The 20,010-nt window shown below is 62.6% G+C and carries 19 protein-coding genes and 1 pseudogene; 9 read left to right on the top strand and 11 right to left on the bottom strand.

The features are described 5' to 3' along the window. The first annotated feature begins 37 nt into the window (after positions 1 to 37). Both JVX91_RS11605 and JVX91_RS11600 read left to right on the top strand, forming a co-directional pair. Positions 38 to 247: a cold-shock protein gene (locus JVX91_RS11605; protein ID WP_205339354.1), complete on the top strand. Its 210-nt coding sequence runs from the start codon at positions 38 to 40 to the stop codon at positions 245 to 247. 234 nt (positions 248 to 481) lie between these two features. Then, the gene (locus JVX91_RS11600) at positions 482 to 2,326 is read left to right on the top strand and encodes a diguanylate cyclase (RefSeq protein WP_205339353.1); all 1,845 of its coding nucleotides are present in this window, start codon (positions 482 to 484) and stop codon (positions 2,324 to 2,326) included. Positions 2,327 to 2,353: 27 nt separating this feature from the next. Here JVX91_RS11600 and JVX91_RS11595 read toward each other — a convergent pair whose 3' ends face one another. Beyond that, entirely contained in the window at positions 2,354 to 3,580 is a 1,227-nt protein-coding gene (locus JVX91_RS11595; protein WP_205339352.1) for a cytochrome c biogenesis protein DipZ, read from the bottom strand. A gap of 96 nt (positions 3,581 to 3,676) precedes the next feature. After that, complete coding sequence (locus tag JVX91_RS11590; RefSeq protein ID WP_205339351.1) at positions 3,677 to 3,949, bottom strand: DUF2790 domain-containing protein; 273 nt, start codon at positions 3,947 to 3,949, stop codon at positions 3,677 to 3,679. Between the two features lie 225 nt (positions 3,950 to 4,174). Here JVX91_RS11590 and JVX91_RS11585 point away from each other — a divergent pair, with 225 nt between their 5' ends. The 4 genes from JVX91_RS11585 to JVX91_RS11570 all read left to right on the top strand — a co-directional run bounded on the left by JVX91_RS11585 (position 4,175) and on the right by JVX91_RS11570 (position 7,564). After that, positions 4,175 to 4,915 carry a response regulator gene (locus JVX91_RS11585; RefSeq protein ID WP_017519429.1) on the top strand — a complete coding sequence of 247 codons (741 nt, stop codon included), beginning with the start codon at positions 4,175 to 4,177 and terminating at the stop codon, positions 4,913 to 4,915. Beyond that, positions 4,912 to 6,219, top strand: coding sequence for a HAMP domain-containing sensor histidine kinase (locus JVX91_RS11580; protein ID WP_205339350.1), 1,308 nt, complete (start codon positions 4,912 to 4,914; stop codon positions 6,217 to 6,219). The genes JVX91_RS11585 and JVX91_RS11580 overlap by 4 nt, the downstream gene beginning before the upstream one ends. Positions 6,220 to 6,344: 125 nt before the next feature. Then, a complete protein-coding gene (locus tag JVX91_RS11575) occupies positions 6,345 to 6,992 on the top strand; it encodes a hypothetical protein (RefSeq protein WP_205339349.1) in 648 nt (215 codons plus the stop codon). Between the two features lie 71 nt (positions 6,993 to 7,063). Further along, complete coding sequence (locus tag JVX91_RS11570) at positions 7,064 to 7,564, top strand: DoxX family protein (protein WP_205339348.1); 501 nt, start codon at positions 7,064 to 7,066, stop codon at positions 7,562 to 7,564. Positions 7,565 to 7,576: 12 nt separating this feature from the next. Here JVX91_RS11570 and JVX91_RS11565 read toward each other — a convergent pair whose 3' ends face one another. The 4 genes and pseudogenes from JVX91_RS11565 to JVX91_RS11550 all read right to left on the bottom strand — a co-directional run bounded on the left by JVX91_RS11565 (position 7,577) and on the right by JVX91_RS11550 (position 12,366). After that, entirely contained in the window at positions 7,577 to 8,584 is a 1,008-nt protein-coding gene (locus JVX91_RS11565) for a serine O-acetyltransferase (RefSeq protein ID WP_205339347.1), read from the bottom strand. Between the two features lie 16 nt (positions 8,585 to 8,600). Then, positions 8,601 to 9,515 carry a cysteine synthase family protein gene (locus JVX91_RS11560; protein ID WP_205339346.1) on the bottom strand — a complete coding sequence of 305 codons (915 nt, stop codon included), beginning with the start codon at positions 9,513 to 9,515 and terminating at the stop codon, positions 8,601 to 8,603. 12 nt (positions 9,516 to 9,527) lie between these two features. Beyond that, positions 9,528 to 11,417, bottom strand: a pseudogene (gene moeB, locus JVX91_RS11555) (molybdopterin-synthase adenylyltransferase MoeB). 4 nt (positions 11,418 to 11,421) lie between these two features. Further along, positions 11,422 to 12,366 carry a DMT family transporter gene (locus JVX91_RS11550; RefSeq protein WP_205339345.1) on the bottom strand — a complete coding sequence of 315 codons (945 nt, stop codon included), beginning with the start codon at positions 12,364 to 12,366 and terminating at the stop codon, positions 11,422 to 11,424. A gap of 83 nt (positions 12,367 to 12,449) precedes the next feature. On the opposite strand from JVX91_RS11550, the gene JVX91_RS11545 reads away from it, so the two are divergent. After that, positions 12,450 to 13,877 carry a PLP-dependent aminotransferase family protein gene (locus JVX91_RS11545; RefSeq protein ID WP_205339344.1) on the top strand — a complete coding sequence of 476 codons (1,428 nt, stop codon included), beginning with the start codon at positions 12,450 to 12,452 and terminating at the stop codon, positions 13,875 to 13,877. A 160-nt stretch (positions 13,878 to 14,037) separates the two neighbouring features. On the opposite strand, the gene JVX91_RS11540 is transcribed toward JVX91_RS11545, so the two are convergent. From JVX91_RS11540 to JVX91_RS11520, 5 genes are all read right to left on the bottom strand, one after another. Further along, entirely contained in the window at positions 14,038 to 14,460 is a 423-nt protein-coding gene (locus JVX91_RS11540; protein ID WP_240201727.1) for an organic hydroperoxide resistance protein, read from the bottom strand. A gap of 15 nt (positions 14,461 to 14,475) precedes the next feature. Beyond that, entirely contained in the window at positions 14,476 to 15,231 is a 756-nt protein-coding gene (locus JVX91_RS11535) for a putative DNA-binding domain-containing protein (protein ID WP_205339343.1), read from the bottom strand. Beyond that, complete coding sequence (locus JVX91_RS11530) at positions 15,224 to 16,069, bottom strand: DUF692 domain-containing protein (protein WP_205339342.1); 846 nt, start codon at positions 16,067 to 16,069, stop codon at positions 15,224 to 15,226. Before JVX91_RS11530 ends, JVX91_RS11535 begins: the two co-directional genes overlap by 8 nt. A gap of 61 nt (positions 16,070 to 16,130) precedes the next feature. After that, positions 16,131 to 16,667 (bottom strand): hypothetical protein, encoded by a 537-nt coding sequence (locus tag JVX91_RS11525; protein WP_205339341.1) that lies wholly within the window; start codon positions 16,665 to 16,667, stop codon positions 16,131 to 16,133. A 380-nt stretch (positions 16,668 to 17,047) separates the two neighbouring features. Then, complete coding sequence (locus JVX91_RS11520; protein WP_205339340.1) at positions 17,048 to 17,425, bottom strand: RidA family protein; 378 nt, start codon at positions 17,423 to 17,425, stop codon at positions 17,048 to 17,050. Positions 17,426 to 17,872: 447 nt separating this feature from the next. Here JVX91_RS11520 and JVX91_RS11515 point away from each other — a divergent pair, with 447 nt between their 5' ends. Both JVX91_RS11515 and JVX91_RS11510 read left to right on the top strand, forming a co-directional pair. Next, positions 17,873 to 19,201, top strand: a complete 1,329-nt coding sequence (locus JVX91_RS11515) for an OprD family porin (RefSeq protein ID WP_205339339.1) — start codon at positions 17,873 to 17,875, stop codon at positions 19,199 to 19,201. Between the two features lie 380 nt (positions 19,202 to 19,581). Then, positions 19,582 to 19,926, top strand: coding sequence for a hypothetical protein (locus tag JVX91_RS11510; protein ID WP_205339338.1), 345 nt, complete (start codon positions 19,582 to 19,584; stop codon positions 19,924 to 19,926). Positions 19,927 to 20,010: the final 84 nt, after the last annotated feature.

Genomic DNA, 20,010 nt, shown 5'->3' with positions numbered 1-20,010 from the left:
TTGCAGGGCCTGATTAATTTTTGATTGGAGATTCATCATGGCAACTCGCCAAACCGGTATCGTCAAATGGTTCAACGCTGAAAAGGGCTTCGGCTTCATCACCCCGGAAAGCGGTCCTGACGTCTTTGTCCACTTCCGCGCCATCGAAGGCACCGGGTACAAGTCGCTGGACGAAGGCCAGAACGTCAGCTTCAACGTGACCGCCGGCGCCAAAGGCCCGCAAGCTGAGCAAGTGCAAGTGATCTAACCGTCACTGCTCAAAAAAGGCCCCGCAGATGCGGGGCTTTTTCGTTTCTGGCCAACCGATTCGATTAGGCCCCACATCCACAACCCGCCACTGGGCACGCCACCGCACTACACTCCCACGCATGCAGGGTGATCAGCCAAGGCTGCAGGCTTTGGCGGCCGCCAGGCAGGTCTTGTAGAATTTCCCGGCCTCTTCACTTGGCCGACGACACCACTTTCTGTCCGGACTCCCCGTATGCCCGCTTCTGCATTGCACCGGCAGCTGATGTCCTGGCTCCTGCTTCCTCTCCTGTTGCTCGCGCGTCTCGCCTGGGCAGGCCCGGTGATCGACGCCGCCAGCGTCACGCACCAACCTCTGACGCTGACCAGTTACGTCTCCGTGCTGGAGGACCCGACCCGCGCCCTCACATTGGCGGACGTACAAGCCCCCCAGCAACAGGCCCGCTTCAAGGCCGACCAGCCGCCAGGCAGCTCATTGGCGATGGGGTTCACCCGCTCGGCCTTCTGGCTGCGGCTCACAGTCAGCAACACCCGTGATGCACCATTGCAGCGACTGCTGGTGGTGGAGAATCCGCGGATCTCGCATGTGCAGGCGAACATTCCACAAGCGGATGGCACCTACCGCACTATCGACACCGGCAGCGATGTCGCGCAAAGCAGCAAGGTCTATCCGAACCGCAACTTCGTCTTCCCATTGAACCTTCCGGCGCACTCCGAGCAGGTGATCTACCTGCGCGTGGAGTCCAGTATCGGCTTGCTGGTTCCGCTGCAGCTGTGGCCGGTGAAGGCATTCTCCACCTACGAACGCGACGACTACACCGGCAAGGCGTGGTACTTCGGCATCGCCGTGGCGATGATCCTGTTCAACCTGATGCTGCTGCTCGCCCTGCGCGATCCGATCTACCTGCTCTACGTGATCTTCGTGAGCTGCACCGCCGGGGCGCTGGCGATCAAGAATGGCCTGGCGCCCGACTGGACGATTCTCGGCGAGCCACTCAACTCCAACGTCATCTATTACTCTGGTGTGTCGCTCGCACTTGCTGCACTGCTGCAGTTTGCCCGACGGATGATGCAATTCGACCGGATACTGCCGCGCCTGGACTGGGTACTGCGCGGGATGATCCTGCTCTACCTGCTCAGCCTCGTCGCCTATGCAGTCGCGCTGCCCTACGTGTCCCGCGTCGGCATCCTGCTGAACTTCGCCACGGCGGTAATCCTGCTGACAGGTGCTGGCGTCGCCGCTTTCAAGCGCCAGCGCAGCGCGTTCTTCTTCCTCGCCGCATTCGCGCTGCTGATGCTCGGCGGCGCGATGACCTCGCTGCGCGCCCTGGGTATTGTTCCGACCAACATGTTCACCGTCGATGGCCTGCAACTGGGCTCGGCGATGGAAATGATCGTGCTCGCCTTCGCCCTCGCCGACCGCTTCAACGTGATGCGCCGGGAGAAGGCGCGGGTGCAGGAGGAGCTGATCCAGACCCAGCAGCAATTGGTCGAAAACCTGCGCACTTCCGAACATGAGTTGGAGCTGCGCGTCGCCGAGCGCACCGACGAGCTACGCGAGCTCAACACCCGATTGCAGGCCATGAGCATGACCGACGGGCTTACCGGCATTGCCAACCGCCGCCGCTTCGACCAGGTACTGGAACAGGAGTGGAGCCATGCCCGCCGCTCGGGCGAGCCACTAGCCCTGGCGGTGATGGATGTGGACTGGTTCAAGCGCTACAACGACCACTATGGGCATCCAGCCGGCGACACCTGCCTGCGCGAGATCGCCCGAGCGCTAGCCGGTTCGGCCCATCGCGCCACCGATCTGGTGGCGCGCTATGGCGGGGAAGAGTTCGTCCTTCTCGCGCCGATGACCGACCTCGCCGGCATACGTGGCATGGCGCACAAGCTGCTTGAAGCGGTGGAGGCGCTCGCCCTCCACCACGAGCTTTCCCCACTGGGGCGGGTGAGTGTCAGCATCGGCATCGCGGCGTCAGTGTCGGGGCAGGAAAGCTCGGCACAAGCGCTGGTGGAGCGTGCGGATGCGGCGCTGTATGAGGCGAAGAAGCAGGGGCGAAATCAGGTGGCGGGATGACCACGCCGATTCGCCGACCTCCTTTGCCTATTGTCTGGTCTCCGCCTTCGCGCTCCTGCTCTCTTGCAACAACGTCTGGATCACCTGTTCCTGCTCCTCATATCCGCCCTCGCCTATCGAAAGGTGACGAATCCGCCCCTGGGCATCGATGAAGTAGTGCGCCGGCCAATACTGGTTACCGAACGCATTCCAGAGGCGGTATTGGTTATCCACAGCCACCGGGTAGTGGATGTCGTGTTTCTCCACGGCGGCGCGGACGTTGGCCGGAATGCGTTCGTAGGGATACTCCGGCGTGTGCACGCCGATCACCACCAGCCCCTGGTCCGCGTACTTCTTCGCCCAGGCGTTCACGTACGGCAGGCTGTGCTGGCAGTTGATGCAGTCGTAGGTCCAGAAGTCCACCAGCACTACCTTGCCGCGCAGATCATGCAGGTTAAGTTCAGGGCTGTTGATCCACTCCACGGCGCCTTGCAGTTCGGGAGCCGGGCCGAGGTCGGGCAGGCGCCCGGCGCCGTGGGCCATGTCGCCGGGCATAAGCTGACTGATGAGTGCGGGTACGCCGTCGATGACCTTGCGCTCCAGGTTATTCACCAGCGTGGAAGAGCTGCCGGAAGCCAGTTGCGCGCTGGTACCGCTGGCAATGCCAACCACGGCCAGCAGGGCAAGCACACCGGTGGCGCGGCGCAGGCCTTCGATGACGGCCATGCGCGGGCGAAGATGCTGCATCAGGCGGCGGCCGGCAAAGAGCACCACGCCGAGCACCGTGGCACTACCCAGGCCGTAGGCGAACAGCAGCAGGCTGGTCTGCGCGCTCGGGCCTTGCAGCATAGCGCCGGAGAGAATCAGCCCCAGCACCGGCCCGGCGCAGGGCGCCCACAGCAGACCAGCAGCGAAACCCAGTACCCATGCGGAAAGAGCCGGCGGCATGCGCCGGGCTTCGCCATGCAGACGGTCACCGATCCACGCCCAGGGCTTGGCCAGCCAGTCGCTGAAACGCGGCCAGAGCAGCGCGAGCGCGGATACCGACAGCAGCACGAGGGCGAAATAGCGGCCCCACTCGCTGGCGGCGATCACCCAGTTGCTGGAAACGCTCGCCAGGCTCGCCAGCACGGTGAAACCGCTGGCCAGGCCGAGCAGCGTGACCCAGGGCGACCACACCGGGCCGCCGGCACGCTGCAACAACAATGGAAGCACGGGAAGGATGCAGGGACTGAGCAGAGTCAGCGCCCCGCCGAGAAACGCGATGAGCAACATGGTCACCTCGGTGGGCCGGCGGCCCGTGGGGTTCACACTTGGGATAAACGCCAGGGAATAAACGCCGCGGCCGTCCCTGCCCGCGGCTGAGGGGAATCAACCGCCTTCGTTGCAGTCGGTGGCGAACTTGCGGTAAGCCAGGCTGTGCGGCTGGCCGTGGGAGTCCAGGTAGTCCATGCGGGCGTTGACGATGCCGCAGCCGAAGGGCGACGCACCCTCTTCGTGAATGGCGATGACCTGCTTCACATCCAGTTTCTGACCGTAGTGGTACTGCTCGACCGGCTGGCCGTCGGCGGCCTGGGCACCGAAGCTGGCGAAGACCGCGATGGCAGCGAAGAGGCAAGCGTTGGTGAGTTGGATGGCTTTCATGGTGATTCTCCTGTCCTGTGTCGGGTTTGGCTGGCGAAGGCTGTTCGCTTCGCCGTTGGTGCCCATTTCACTGGCAGGAGGTATCGGACTTGTGTCGTGCAACGCCGCCGATTGCGGCTTCGGGTATCGGCGGCGGGGCTGGATACAGTGGAATACAAAGCACGGCAGGCAAGCGCGGCGCGGCGCTATAAACTCGGATCAACCTACTACGAACGAGGCACCGGCATGGACCATGTCGATCACGTACTGATCGTCGACGACGACCGCGAGATCCGCGAGCTGGTCGGCAACTACCTGAAGAAGAACGGCCTGCGCGTGAGCCTGGCGGCGGATGGCCGGCAGATGCGCGCCTTCCTCGACGGCAACTCCGTCGACCTGATCGTGCTGGATATCATGATGCCCGGCGACGACGGCCTGAAGCTGTGCCGCGAACTGCGCGTGGGCAAGCACAAATCCACGCCAGTGCTGATGCTCACCGCGCGCAACGACGAGACCGACCGCATCATCGGCCTGGAAATGGGCGCCGACGACTACCTCACCAAGCCCTTCTCCGCCCGCGAGCTGCTGGCGCGGATCAACGCCGTGCTGCGCCGCACCCGCATGCTGCCGCCGAACCTGCAGGTCAGCGAGGCGAGCCGGTTGATCGGCTTCGGCCGCTGGAAACTCGATACCACCGCGCGCCACCTGCTGGATGAAGACGGTACCCTGGTCGCCCTGAGCGGCGCCGAATATCGCCTGCTGCGCGTGTTCGTCGATCACCCGCAACGCGTACTCAGCCGCGAGCAACTGCTGAACCTCACCCAAGGCCGGGAGGCGGACATCTTCGACCGCTCCATCGACCTGCTGGTCAGCCGCCTGCGCCAGCGCCTGCTGGATGACGCCCGTGAGCCTGCCTACATCAAGACGGTGCGCAGCGAAGGCTACGTCTTCGCCCTGGCCGTCGAACTGCTCGAGCCCAACGAATGAAATCCGTCCTGCACTGGCCACGCACGCTGGCCGCACGCCTGGCGCTGATCTTCCTCGCCGGGTTGGTGTTCGCCTACAGCCTGTCGTTCTGCTCGCAGTTCTATGAGCGCTACCAGAGCGCGCGCAGCATGATGCTGGGCAACCTGGAAACCGACGTCAGTACCGCCGTCGCCCTGCTCGATCGCTTGCCACTGGACGAGCGCGAACGCTGGCTGCCCATGGTGCAACGCCCCAACTACCGCTACCGCCTCGACGGCGGCCAGCCCGGCGAGCCGATGAACATGGCGCAGGCGCCGATGGCGGCGACTTCCATCGCCGATTCCATCGGTCCGCGCTATGGCCTGCGCTTCGAGACCATTCCAGGCTCCATTCCGCACTTCCAGGTGCACCTGAAGCTGGCCGACGGCATGCCGCTGACCATCGACGTGACGCCCAAGGGCGTGCCGGTGGCGCAATGGCTGCCCTGGGTGCTGATCGTCCAGCTGGCGTTGTTGCTGTTCTGCACCTGGCTCGCCGTGCGCCTGGCCATTCGCCCACTGACGCGCCTGGCCCAGGCCGTCGACAACCTCGACCCGGACGCCCCCGCGCCTGATCTGGACGAGCGCGGCCCCAGCGAAGTCGCCTACGCCGCCCGCGCCTTCAACGCGTTGCAGGGCCGCATCGGCTCGTACCTCAAGGAACGCATGCAACTGCTTGCAGCCATCTCCCATGACCTGCAGACGCCCATCACACGGATGAAGCTGCGCGTCGAGCAGATGGACGACTCGCCCGAGCGCGAGCGCCTGTGGAGCGACTTGGAAGAAATGCAGCACCTGGTCCGCGAAGGCGTGGCCTATGCGCGCAGCATGGACGGCGCCAGCGAGGCGGCGGTCAAGGTCAACCTCGATTCCTTCCTCGACAGCCTGGTGCTCGACTACCAGGACAGCGGCCAGGCCGTGGAGCTGCAAGGCAACAGCAATGCCGTGCTGGAAACCCGCCCGCACGCGCTGCGCCGGGTGCTCACCAACCTGGTGGACAACGCCCTGAAATTCGGTGGCTCGGCCCAGGTGGAAGTCGAGCGCGATGCCCGAGGCTTCCTGTGTATTCGTGTACTGGACGAAGGTCCCGGCATCCCCGAGGAAGAACTCACCGAAGTGGTCAAACCCTTCTACCGGGTGGAAAGCTCGCGCAACCGCAGCACCGGCGGCACCGGCCTGGGGCTGGCGATTGCCCAGCAACTGAGCCAGGCGCTGGGCGGCACGCTCAGCCTGTCCAACCGCGCCACCGGCGGGCTGTGCGCACAGCTGGAATTGCGCCCCTCCTGACGCCTTTGTACACAGAGATACAAGACGGGCCTTGCCGGACACATCTGGTATAAGGCCCGTCGCCAAGATGGCTCCACGAACAGCGACGGCATCCCGCCCGCCGCGTTCTCCCAAAGGAGCCTGCCATGAACCGTCCCGCCGAAAACGCCAGCCTGCATGGCTGGCGTCTGTTTTCCCTGCTGTCGTTGCTGGTGCTGATCGCTACCGCGCTCGCCTTGTGGTCACAGCAGCAGTGGGTGGAAGCCCTGCGCAGTGCGATCCGCGTCACTGCCCGGACTTCCTTCGCGATCTTCCTCGCAACCTTCCTCGCCTCTTCATTGGCAACCCTGGTGCCCGGCGACGTCACCCGTGGCCTGCTGCGTGAACGGCGTTTCCTCGGGCTGGCCTTCGCCTTCTCCCATGCCGTGCATGCGCTGCTGATCATCCTCTACGTGAAGTTCTTCCCCGAGACCTTCTGGCACGGCCGCAGCGCCGCTGCGAACATTCCCGGTTCGGTCGGCTATCTGTTCATCTTCCTGCTGACGATCACCTCCTTCCCCTATGCGGTGAGGCTCCTTGGCGCCCGCGTCTGGAAAGGGCTGCACAGCGCCGGCACCTGGGTGATCGCCGCAGTCTTCGTCCTGTCGTTCTACAAGCGGCTGCCGATGGGTTCCTGGTATCCGTTGGGCTTCGCGCTGATCACTTCCGCGGTCGCCATCAAGCTCATCGCAAAACTGGCTCTGCGCCGGCGCCATGAGAGTCGCGCCGCCACTGCCATCACCGCCCGTAACTGACTTCCACGGCCGGACGACACCGTCCGGACGACACCGCGTTGCTCACAACTTTTCTGCACATGAGGTGCGCCATGACCCTGCTGACCCTGAACCCGATCAAGACCGCATTCGACCAACTCGACCGCCTCGCCGCCTGGGGCTGGGACATTCCGCTACGGCTGTTCCTGGCCTGGGAATTCTTCGAGTCGGGACTGGAGAAATGGCACGGCGACAACTGGTTCGAACAGATCCACGCCAGCTTCCCCTTCCCTTTCAACCACTTCTCCGCCGGCTTCGACTGGCAGGTGTCGATGTGGGCCGAGCTGATCGCGCCAATCTTGTTGCTGCTGGGCCTGGCCACGCGCTTTGCCTCGGCCTCGCTGATCGTCGTGACCCTTGTCGCCATCGCAGCAGTGCATTGGCCGGCGCAGTGGTCGAGCCTCGCGGAACTGGCCCAGGGCTACTCGATTACCGACCACGGATTCGGCAACTACAAACTGCCGCTGATCTACCTGGTGGCGCTGGTGCCGCTGGTGTTGAAGGGCTCCGGACATTTCAGCCTCGACCGCGCCCTGGTCAGGTTTCTGAAGTGAAATGCAAACGGCTCAGGCCGGGTGCAGCATCGTTGCAGAATCCGCCGTCTGCTCCCGTGACTGAGCCACTGCGCAGATCAACTGAGCCAGGCCCGGCGGATCGATCAGCGTGATGTCCTGTCCCGGCCCATGCAGGCACAGGTTGATTGGTAATTTCGAATCCAGGTCAGCTACCGTCAACCGATGAACGCTGTACTGGGCATGGTGGCGGCTGGCTGATTCATTCCGCACTTCCAGCCAATGCAGTGGCCGATGATCGGCGTCCACCAGGGCCAGCACTGACGTGGGGAGCAGCTCACCCACGAGATGTATATAGCCTTCGGCGACGAAGGCTCCGATGTACCCCCGGCTGGACATGGAGCCGTTACGCTGCAGCTGCAGTTGATTGGCCACGCTGATTCGACAATTGGCGGGCACATCGCGCGTGATGACGCAGGCCGGGCTGATGAACACGTTGTCGCCGATGGTGACCGCGCCCAACACCCGCGCACCCGCACCAATCTCCACTTGACTGCCCAAGGTCGGATGGCGCTTGCCCAGGCCATTGTCAGCGATACCGGATGCTCCCAGCGTCACCCCACTGAGCAGGTAGCAATCATCACCGATTTCACAGGTTTCCCCGATCACCGTTCCATAGCCATGGTCGAGCACGAAGCGCCGGCCGATGCAGGCGCAGGGATGGATCTCGGCGCCGGACTGCAACTTCCCAGCGTTGGCCAGCCGCTGGGCGATCGCCTCATGGTCAGCGATAGCATCGTTGTGCCAGATCTCGTGAGCGAAGCGGTGGAACAGAATCGCCCTGAACGAGGCGTAACTATCGAGTATCACCTCAACCCGCCCATTGGAGGCGGGGTCACGCTCGGCGTAGGCCCGCAGGTCTTGCTCAATCTGCACCACGCTGATGGACCAGAGGCTATCCAGACAGGGAATCAACTGCACCCAGTCGGCAGGTTTGAGGACCTGCTCGAGAAGCTCGAACAAGCGCTCCTCGAGCGCGGTCCGCTTGAAACGTCGTGGCATGGAAATCTCCGCAATGTCACTCGAACTCAGGTAGGTAGCTGTCCACGCCGTCATAAATCAGCGTCAGCACCCGCGTCCCTTTCATCCACTCACCCACCATCCGGGCTATCGCCTCCAGATTGGCCGCCGAGGAGAGTCCCAGACTCAGACCATCCTCGCGCATGGTCTTGCGCACGCGCGTCAGGCAATCGCGGCGGGACACCTTGATCATCCCGTCGAGCACCGCGAGGTTGAGAATGGGCGGCACCAAGCCGATCGACAGACCTTGAATGCCATGGGGCGCATGACGATTACGTAGCAGGTCGCATTCTTCCGGTTCCACGCCGAACACCCCCAGTGTCGGCCAACGCGCCTTGAGCATTTCCCCCAGGCCGGTGATATGGCCGCCAGTGCCGATACCCGCCACCAGGCAATCGGGGGGAGAGTCGCGAAAGTCTTGTAGAACCTCTTGTGCCGTGGTGCGCCGATGGATATCCGGATTCGCCGGGTTGCGCTGCTGATTGAGCATCACGTACTCGGGATGCTCGAGCTGCAACTCCATGGCTCGCTCGCCGTGTGAGTTGTTGCCACGGAGGCTGTCCGACAGCACCACTTCGGCGCCATACAGACGCAACAGCTTCTGCTTCTCCGGGCTGTAGTTGTCCGGGATCACCAGTACTACGCCGTAGCCCAGGATGTTCGCTGCGATGGCCAGACCGATGCCGGTGTTGCCCCCGCTGGGCTCAAGGATGGTCTGCCCACTTTCGGGCACCAGAATGCCGCGCTCTTCAGCATCGCGGATCATGGCCAGGGCAATGCGCGCCTTGTGACTGCCGCCCGGATTCAGGGACTCCAGCTTGGCGTAGACGTCGAAACCGGTCTCCGCGCTGAACGCCGGCAAACACACCACCGGCGTGTTGCCGATTACGTGGAGCAATGAGGAATGGATCATGGCGGCGCGACCTCAGTAGAGCGGCATATCAGGGTCGATATCACGCGCCCAGGCCTTGATACCGCCACGCAGCACACGAACAGGAGCGAATCCTTCAGCCAGCATCATGGCGGCCACCCGCTCGGCCCGCGCCCCGGCATAGCAGATCACGCACCAGGTAAATCGACGGTCGAGTTCATGCAGGCGGTTGCGCACCTCTCCAACCGGGATATTCACCGAACCCGGCAACTGACAGACCTCCAGCTCGTTGGCATCTCGTACATCCAGCAGGCGTACCTCACCAGACTGCGAAAGCCCCTCGTGCAATTGCTGCGGATCGATGTAGAAATCATCGGGCAGGCGGCTATCCGAACCTGCAGTCGATGCACATGAGACCTGCGGCTGTGGCTGCAGCGCCCGTCCCGCTCGCGCCGGAGAGCAAGTGGGGCAATCCGGACGTCGCCCGTACAGGACCTCCGAAAAGCGCATCGCCAAAGCGTCGAATCTCAGCAGACGCCCCGACAGAGACTGGCCGATGCCAAGGATCAGCTTCACCGTCTCGGTGGCCTGGATCAGCCCGATGACGCCCGGCAGTACGCCGATGACACCACCGGCACTGCAATTTGGCGAGAGTTCTCCGGGCGGGGGCTGAGGGAACAGGCAGCGATAGCAGGGGCCGTCATCCTGGTTGAAAACGCTGGCCTGGCCGTCGAATCGATGCAGCGCCCCGTAGACCAACGGGCGTCCGAGCAACACACAGGCATTATTGATCAGATAGCGGGTCGCGAAGTTGTCGGTGCCATCCACGACCACGTCGTAGTTGCCGATCAGCTGCAGGGCGTTGTCCGCCGTCAGCGCCGCATCATGCGCCTGGATCTCGATATCCGGATTCAGATCGAGCAGCCTCAGCCGCGCCGACTCCACTTTCGCCAACCCCACCGAGCCTGTTCCATGCACCACCTGTCGCTGCAGATTGCTACGCTCCACTCGGTCGAAATCCACCAGGCCAAGAGTTCCGGTGCCCGCCGCCGCCAAATACAAGCTGATAGGTGAGCCCAATCCACCGGAGCCGACGATCAGCACCCGCGCTTTCTTCAGGCGGAGCTGCCCCTGGCGGCCAACATGGGGCAAGGTGATATGCCGGACGTAGCGTCGTACCTCGTCGTTGCTCAATTCATCCAGGTCCAGCCCGCCGGAGGTGGCCAGAAGGATTTCCAGTTCGGCATCCGCGGCGAGTGGGCTTTCACCATCCACCAATCGCCCGCTGGAAGTCAGGAGAAAATGCTCCTTGAACTGATGGTTGCCATAGAACAGGTGCTGCCAGAGCTCGCTATGCCGCTCGCACAGATATTCCACCCGCTCCCGCGCGGTATTGCCTTGGCTCGGCAAGCGCGTGGATGACAGCCCGACTACCCGGACCAGTACTTCAGGAAAAACTACAGCGTTCATAACGACTCCTAGTTATTTCTGGATTGGCTGACCGGTGAGTTCATGAGTGCATGTGAATCCGCCACCGCTCCATTCAAACAATCTGGCGCCATACGCCTGCGCGCCACGAACGTCGACCACCAGATAAGCCACGGGAACGATCGGCTGGCCCATGAACAGCGCTTTGTCCTCGTCTTCGCGACTGAAATAGGCACCGACATCCGGATGCGAGTGATAGATGACCTTCGCCGGATTGCTGCTTCGCAGGCTCTGGTTGAGGAGCAAGGTGTCCTGCACCGCAAAGGTGTAGCCATTGGCTGCGGTGCGATGGAAAACCTCAGGTTGGTTACGGTGGAGGTGGGCTTGGATGTTGGTCCCCAGGTGCACCGTGGCGTCAGCGAAAACCAGGCCGCAACACTCGTCGGGGTACTCCACTTCGGCATGGCGAAAGATTTCCCGAACAACCGCATCCGTCAGAACGTCCTCGGCGCTCATGACTTCATCTCCTCGCTGCCAACCACTGCTCGACGGGCACCTTGGTTATAGCGAACCCCAGGAGCAATAACGCCGAATACAACGCCAGTTCCGGGGAGATGAACTGCCCCTCGTACCAGGAGCCGATGATCACGGCGAACACGGGGAAGATGATGAAAACGAAGGACAGCACGACTGGGCTCAAACGCTTGAGCAGGACGAAGTAGGCGATAAATCCACCCACCGAAGCACAAATGCCCAGATAGATCAGCGCCCACCAGGAGCGCTCGCTAATGACCGAAAACTGCGGCTCTTCCATGGCCAAGCCGAGACCAAACAGCAGAAGTCCGGCGATTCCGATCGGCAAGGCGTTGTAGGTGATGACACTGATCTGGGCGCCCTTCTTCTTGGTGATCACGTAACACAGCGCATGCATTACGGCGGCCGCCAGAATGGCCAATACGCCCCAGAATTCCGCGCGATCGACGCGCACACCCTGTACCCGCAGGATCATATAAAGGCTGCCGAAGCCGATGACGATGCCGATGATCTGCGAGAGATAAATACGCTCTTTGAGCAACAGCGCAGAAAACGCCAGGATGAATACCGGCATGCAACTGAAGAGCAGCGCGGTCAATCCTGACGAAACATGGGTTTCACCGTAATTGAGCAAGTAATAAGGCACGCTGAAATACATCAGCGTGACGAAGACGAAGAACCCTTGAGTGCCGCGCGGGAAAAATATCGGATCGCGGCGCACGAGGGCAAACGTGATGAAAAGGGGAAAGGCGATCAGGAAGCGCAAGCCTGCCGCCGTCAATGGTGGAACGGTTTCCACCGCTATCTTGATGCCCAGCCAGGTGGTCCCCCAACTCAGGCAAACGCAAAGAAATAACAACCCGGTCAATAAACCCGCCAGCCAAGGTTTTCTGATCTTATCCGTGGAGAATGCGGCCGATGTCGTCGACATGATGTCATTGCCTCGATTGCACGTTATTGTCTTGGTCCAATGCCTGATTGAATCCATTAATTCGAGGCTATTTGAGGGGCAAAATGGCTGTCAAACCCTATATTGACATCGTGTCAATTCTGAGGAACGCGCTTCGATCAGCTCCTGGAGCAAAATACAAGAGACTCTCCGCAGCGCTGGAAAAGAGCATTCTAGAAGGTACTTTTAATGCCGGAATGAAGTTACCTCCCCATCGTATTTTGGCCGATCAAATTGGCGTCACCATTGGTACCGTCAGCCGCGCCTATGCCGAACTGGAACGACTGGGGCTGACAATTGCGCGGGTGGGAGACGGAACTTTCGTGCGTCAGCTAGGACAGGAAAACAGACGTGAGGCCGGCTTCAGAAACTTCATAGAAAGCACGCCCGATTTATTTGACATGAGTCGGAACATGCATATTCCAGGTGCAGAGATACCTTTCTTTGAGAAAAGCCTTAAAGAACTTTCCGAGGATAAACGAATAATCCAGGAGCTGATGCTTTATACCCCCGACACGGGTCTTCCCAGATTCAGACAGGCAGGTGCGCAATGGCTGTCAAATGGCGCATTCCAACCTGAAGCGGAACAGGTCTTGTGCGTGAACGGCGGCCAGCACGGTTTGATGTGCGCGCTCTCCTCCCTGCTACGCCCGGGCGATACCGTGGTGACCGAGCAACTCACTTACCCCGGTCTCATCACCGCCGCGCGTCTGTTAGGCATCCGCCTGCTGGGCGCGGCGATGGATGCCGAGGGCATATTGCCCGAGTCGCTGGACGAGCTCTGCCGGCAGAATCGGATTGCGGCGCTGTATTGCACGCCGACCCTGCAGAACCCCACGACCTCGGTGCTCTCCGAAGAGCGGCGTGCGGCCGTGGCGGAAATCTGCCGACAGCACAATGTTCTCATCCTGGAGGACGAGACCCATGCCGCGCTGCTGGAGAGCCGGCCGTTGCCGCTCAGCCACTACGCCCCCGAACGTTCCGTATTGATTGGCGGCCTGAGCAAGGGAGTCTCGGCCGGACTGCGGGTTGGCTATGTACACGCTCCGGTGCAGATGGTCGGCCAGATCGCCGCCGCCATTCGCGCCTCCTGCTGGATGGCCACGCCCCTGGCGATGGAGCTGGCTACACGCTGGATCGAAGACGGCACGGCAACCCATCTGTTGCGCCTGCAGGCCGCCGAAATCCGCCGCCGCAAGGAATGGGTGAAAACCTGCCTGCACGCAGTGACTTACCGCACACATCCGCAGTGCCCTCACTTCTGGATCGAGGTGCCCGAGCCGTGGCGGGCATCGGATATCGAAGCGGAGCTCAAGCTCATGAATTATCTGATCTCCACAGCGGAATCCTTCGCTGTGGGCCGGACGGCCGTGCCGCACTACATCCGAGCGAGCATCAGCAATACAGCGCAGGACGACTCCAGGCTGCAGGCAGGATTCCAGGCGCTCGCCAGCGCTCTTCGCGGGGAAGCGGCCCCCAGCGCTTACAGGTGATAGAGGTCACAAGGAACATCGCGGCCGCAGTAGCTGTCCCGGCTGCGCCGGGAGTACGCGGAGAAGCTCCGCTCCTACAAAAGCAGTGTCGTACTCGACTGTAGGAGCAGGCCTTTTCCTCGATCCGGTTGGCAGGCAGGAGCGTTAGAAAGGAGATCGATCACGGAATCACAAACCCAACCTCGATGTTTCCGCGAGTCGCCTTGGAATACGGGCAGATCTGATGCGCCTCATCGACCAGCTTCGCCTTGTCCTCGGCGTCCAGCCCCGGCAGATGCACGGTGAGCTGGGCGGCCAGGGCGAAGCCGCCGTCGGCGGTATTGCCCAGGGAGACTTCGGCGTCCACCGCCACATCGGCCGGCAGTCGCACGTTCAGCTTCTGCCCGGCGCGGCGCAGGGCGCCGATGAAGCAGGCGGACCAGCCGATGGCGAACAGCTGCTCGGGGTTGGTGCCGGGGCGGCCTGAGCCGGGCGGGCTCAGCGGCAGGTCCAGCTCGCCGTCGGTGGTCTGGCCGCGACCATCGCGGCCGCCAGTGGTGTGGGTCTGGGCGGTATAGATCACGGTTGCCAGGGTATCGGTCATGGCGCTTCTCCTGTGTCAGCGGCGTGGAGTGGTGCAGTTGGGGCGGGTGCCGATCACCACGCCTTGTTCCTTCAGGCTGCGCAACAAGGCGATGCCTTGCTCTTCGATGGCAGCCAGTTCGACGCCGACGATTTCCGCCAGCGCCTTGAGGTGTTCGTGACCGGTGAGCTGCCACTGCTGCAGGGATACCAGCAGGGCATGGGCCAGCGGCGCCAGGCGCGAGAAGTGCACCTTGAGGTCGGTGCCCCGGCGGGCCAGCAGCAGTGTCGGTTCGGCCGGCATTTCCAGGGGAATGCTCTCGGGGCCGATGTGGCTGACCGGCCAGGCATACGCCAATGGCGCAGCAAGGCTGGAAAGCAGCGGCACACCGTCGAGCAGATCGCCATCCGGATCATAAGCCGGTTCGGCCTTGTCGCTGAGCAGCAGCGCGGTCTCGATCCATTCGTAGTGAGCCAGCTCGGCCACCCAGCCGGGTTGCTCGCCACGGCCTTCCAGATAGTCGACGAACTCGCCGGCAACCTCTGTGAAGAGCGGCGTCTGGCAGCGGAAGCCAGCGTAGAAATCCTCGGTCAAGGTTTGCCATTGCTCGCGCGGAACGCTGGCATGCAGCACCGGGAAGTTGCCGGCCAGCAGCGATTGCAGGTTGCCGAAGAACAGTTGCCGGTAGACCGCCAGGCGGCGTGCCTCGATGCCGGGCGGCGGCTCGTTGGCCTGCGGGTCGCGGATGTAGCGGCTCATGCGCAGTTGCTGTTCGCGCAGGGACTCAGCCATGACGCACCTCCGGCTGGCGAGCGGCACGTTGCAGGCCGCGGATGTAATCCACTTCGCCGAGCAACTCGGCCAGCGGCGGCAGGTTGAAGTCACGTTCCAGCAGGGTCGGGACCGTGCCCAGGTGCTGATAGGCGCTGGCCAGCAGGCTCCAGACGTCGTCCTTCACGGCAGCGCCATGGGTGTCGACTTTCAGGTCCGGCGCCTCGTCGTAGTGCCCGGCGACGTGCAGGCAGACGACACGTTCCGCCGGCACGCGGGCCAGGAAGCTGGCGGCGTCGTAGCCGTGGTTGTGGGCGTTGACGTAGAGGTTGTTGACGTCCAGCAGCAGGTCGCAATCGGCTTCGTCGAGGACAGCGCGCAGGAAGTCGATCTCGCTCAGCGCCTGGTAGGGCGCGGCATAGTAGGAGATGTTTTCCACGGCGATGCGGCGGCCGAGAACGTCCTGCACTTCGCGGATGCGGCTGGCGATGTGGCGCACGGCCTCTTCGGTGAAGGGCATGGGAATCAGGTCGTAAAGGTGGCCTTCGTCGGAGCAGTAGCTCAGGTGTTCGCTGAACAGCGGCACATTGTGCTGATCCAGGAATTCGCGGACGCGGCGCAGAAAAACGTGGTCCAGCGGTTCCGGGCCGCCGAGGGACAGCGACAGGCCGTGGCAGGACAGCGGGAAGCGTTCGGCCAGGCGCGCCAGGCCTTCGCCGTAGGAACCGCCAACGCCGATCCAGTTGTCCGGGGCGACTTCGAGGAAGTCCACGGCGCGGTCGTCCATGGTCAACAGGTCGGGCAGCATGGCGCGGCGCAGGCCGAGGCCAGCTCCGTGCAGGGATACGGTCGTGGTCATGGCGGTCTCCTTGGCGAAGTGCCCTCCCCGGCCAGCGGCGCGGGGAGGTCAGCGGCGAATGTCAGTTCTTGGCCTGGCTCAGCTTGCTGTATAGGTCCGACGGGAACGGCTTGCCGTTGGAGTCGAACTGGTTCTTGCGGAACTGATAGACCTCGGCTTCAGAGAGGTAGCCGTCGTGGTTGGCGTCGATGGCGTCGAACTCGGCGTTGGCCTTGGGCGCCACGGCCAGCAGTTCGGCGCGGGAGACGCGGCCATCGTGGTCAGCATCGGTGCGGGCGAAGGAGGCGTCGCCACACTTGCCTTCACCGCATTTGCCCTCGGCGCCGTTAGCCTTGGCCTGGGCACCGTCGGCGCCGCATTTGCCTTCGCCACACTTGCCTTCGCCCTGGTTGGCCTTGGCTTTGGCTTCCTTGGCGGCGCCGCACTTGCCCTCGCCACACTTGCCCTCCCCGGCCTTGGCGGCGGAGGCCAATTGGTAACCCTGCGGCAGTGCTTCTAAGGCGAAGGCCGAAGACGCCATGTTCAAGCCACCGGCCAGGGCGACAGCGAGCAGGCCCAGTTGGGATTTGGAACGCAGGGTTTTCGCGATACCAGTCATTGTGCTTCTCCAGATGCTGTGGCGCGTTGGGCGCCGGGTCATGCCGCAAGGGCGAATCCCTGGAACGATGCTCTGGAGGGTTTTCCCTGCCGTCGCGTTGTTTCGTTCGGGTAGGGCTATTTCGCCGTAGCGATGTATCGCGGGCGTATCGGCGGCGGGAGGCTTTTGTATGCGTGTGCCGGCTCAGGGAGCGGCAGATACAAAGGAATACATTCGGCGGGGATCTGGAGCGGGGAAGTTCGCGAGCAAGCTCGCTCCTGCAGGTTCTCGCCACGCCGCTCCTTGCAGGAGCGAGCTTGCTCGCGAACCGTGGTCATGTCGCAGAGGTGGCAAAAAAAGAAAGGGCCGCAGAGCGGCCCGATCCTACAAAGGCAGGAAAATCAGCTCGCGCGCTTGGCAGCGATGGCGGTGACTTCCACCTTCATGCCGTCCACCGCCAGCTCGGCGATACCAACGGCGGCGCGCACCGGGTAGGGCTTGGCGAAGAAGCGGCAGTACACCTCGTTGAACGCGGCGCGGTCGACCATGCTGGTGAGGTAGATGGTCAGGTGCAGTACGTGGTCCAGGCCGCTGCCGGCCTTTTCCAGGGCCAGTTGCAGGCTGCGCAGGGTGGCTTCGCTCTGGGCCTTGATGTCGCCCAGTTCCAGGCTGCCGTCCTCAAGGGTGGGGATCTGCGTGGAAACCAGCAGCCCGCCGAAGCCGGCGACGTCGGAGGAGATGGATTCGGGGTCCGCGTCGGGGATGAAGGTAGGCGTCATGGAGAAATCTCTGCTGTCGATGAGTGGGGCACGTCGTCGCACAAGGTGCGAAGGCCGGGTCGCGCAGCTTAGCCGCAACGCCCCGCGGCGCGCCATGTCACCGTGCCCGCAGCCCGCGGAAACAGTGACATTGCAACTATCCGAATAACTTTCGAATTACTTTTGTCTATTCGACCTAGGTACGGATTATTACATTTTGAGACATAGACCTTTTCATATTTCGTTATTTAAACAGCGAACTCTTTGGGCATTATGACGTCGCCTTTCCGCGTCTGGAGCAATTCGCGGAGAGTGCAATACCAAGATAATCGCAACAATGCCAACGCAACTTCCTGCGACTTCCGCCGTGGTCATTCCATGTTCGGATTCATTGTGCCTGCCTATAAAAACGTCCGGCTCTCACGCTGTTCATCGAGCCGGCCCTCCAAGACTCTAGGGGCAATATCCATGAAGCACCTCAAACGCAGCGCCATCGTGCTCGCTGTATCCGCCGCCGCCAGCCAGTTTGCCAGCGCCGAACCCTTCGTCACCGACCAGGCCGATGCCAAGGGCTTCGCCGAGGACGCCAAGTTCGACGTCCTGCTGCGCAACCAGTACTACGACCATGACGGCAAGAACGGCGCAGCCGATAACCGCGACTGGACCCAGGGCTTCCTGGCCAACTTCTCCTCCGGCTACACCCAGGGCACCGTCGGTTTCGGCGTGGATGCCTTCGGCTACCTGGGCATCAAGCTCGACGCCGGCCGTGGCCGCGCGGGCACCGGCAACCTGCCGGTGGGCAACGACGGCAAGCCGGACGACGACTATGGCAAGGCCGGCGGCGCGCTGAAGGTGCGCATCTCCAAGACCGAGCTGAAGTTCGGCGACATGCAGCCGACCGCTCCGGTGTTCGCCGCCGGCGGCACCCGCCTGATCCCGCAGACCGCGTCGGGCTTCAACCTGCTGAGCAGCGAAATCGAGGGCCTGGACCTGGAAGCCGGTCACTTCACCTCCGGCACCAGCCCGGTCACCACCGCCCGCGACGGCGGCCTGTGGGCGGCCTACGCCGGCGTGGAAACCAGTGACGTCGACTTCCTCGGCGGCAAGTACGCGATCAACGACAATCTGAGCGTTTCGCTGTACGGCTCCGAGTTCAAGGACATCTGGCGCCAGTACTACGGCAACGTGAACTGGGTGCTGCCGGTGGCCGCAGACCAGTCGCTGGCCTTCGACTTCAACATCTATCGCACCAACGACGAAGGCCAGGCCAAGGCCGGCGAGATCAGCAACACCACCTGGTCGCTGGCAGCCGCCTACTCCTTCCTGCAGGCGCATACCGTCACCCTGGCCTACCAGAAGGTCCATGGCGACACCCCGTTCGACTACGTAGGCTTCGGCGACGACGGCGACGGTGCCACTGGTGACTCGGTGTTCCTCGCCAACTCCGTGCAGTACTCCGACTTCAACGGTCCGGGCGAGCGCTCCTGGCAGGTGCGCTACGACCTGGCAATGGACACCTACGGCGTACCGGGCCTGAGCTTCATGGCGCGCTACATCAACGGTACCGGCATCGACGGCTCCCACGCCGATGTGGACGGCGCCTATGCCGGCCTGTACGGCGACGATGGCAAGCACCACGAGACCGATTTCGAGGCCAAGTACGTGGTCCAGGCCGGCCCGGCCAAGGACCTGTCCTTCCGCCTGCGCCAGGCTTTCCACCGCGCCAACGCCGACCAGGGCGAAGCGGACAACAACGAGATGCGCCTGATCGTCGAATATCCGCTGTCGATCCTGTAATCGGCTCGAATAATTGCCAGGATAATTGCGCGGGGCAACTTTCGGATTCGTCTGAATGTTTGCCCCGCGTTTTCGCCGGATTATTACGCCAGTACAGAAAGTCTCTTCCCGGATTGACGGTTTATCCCGTCACCGCAACTTTCTAGAATCAACCCATCTTCCCGCTTCCGCACTTTCCCTGCGGAAGGCAACTCCTGACGTTGATATTGTGATTGCTCCTTCGACGTCCTTTCGAGCCGCTCCATTGGAGCGGCTTTTTTTATTCCGCCCCAGCCTCGTAACTGGCTGGGTGAAATTTGATCGAATTCACCCAACCGATGGTGGTCAGAACTTTCAACGACGCGGCGATTCCGCTCGTACACGAAAGGAGGCACTTCATCATGAGTGCGATGACTCTCGAAGGCTGGTGCAAGCTCAGCGCAGACCAGAAACCCACTCACCTGGAAGATATCCACTTCTACCTGACCGCCGAGGACCGGCTGCACCTGGAACAGGCCGAGGTGTACCTGCAGGAGAACGGGCAGAAGGAAATGATGGTCGACGCGAACCTGGACACCCTCGACCTGAAGATGCCCGAGGGCTATGGGCCGCTGGCGGACTGTATGTTCCGCGTGTACCTGGGTGGCGTTGAACACCGCGGCCAGTTCCACCTGGTCGGCCACCGCGCCAGCGATGGCAGCCTGATCTACACCAACGCCGTGCTGATCGACCAGCTGCTGAACTGACAGGCATTTCCCACAAACAAGCGCCACACTTCCGGGCGGCGACTGCGAATGCACGCTCGTCGCCCGTTTCGCGAGTGGAGATTG

Source organism: Pseudomonas sp. PDNC002, assembly GCF_016919445.1.
Lineage (GTDB): Bacteria > Pseudomonadota > Gammaproteobacteria > Pseudomonadales > Pseudomonadaceae > Pseudomonas.
This window is presented reverse-complemented; position numbering and strand designations above follow the sequence as displayed.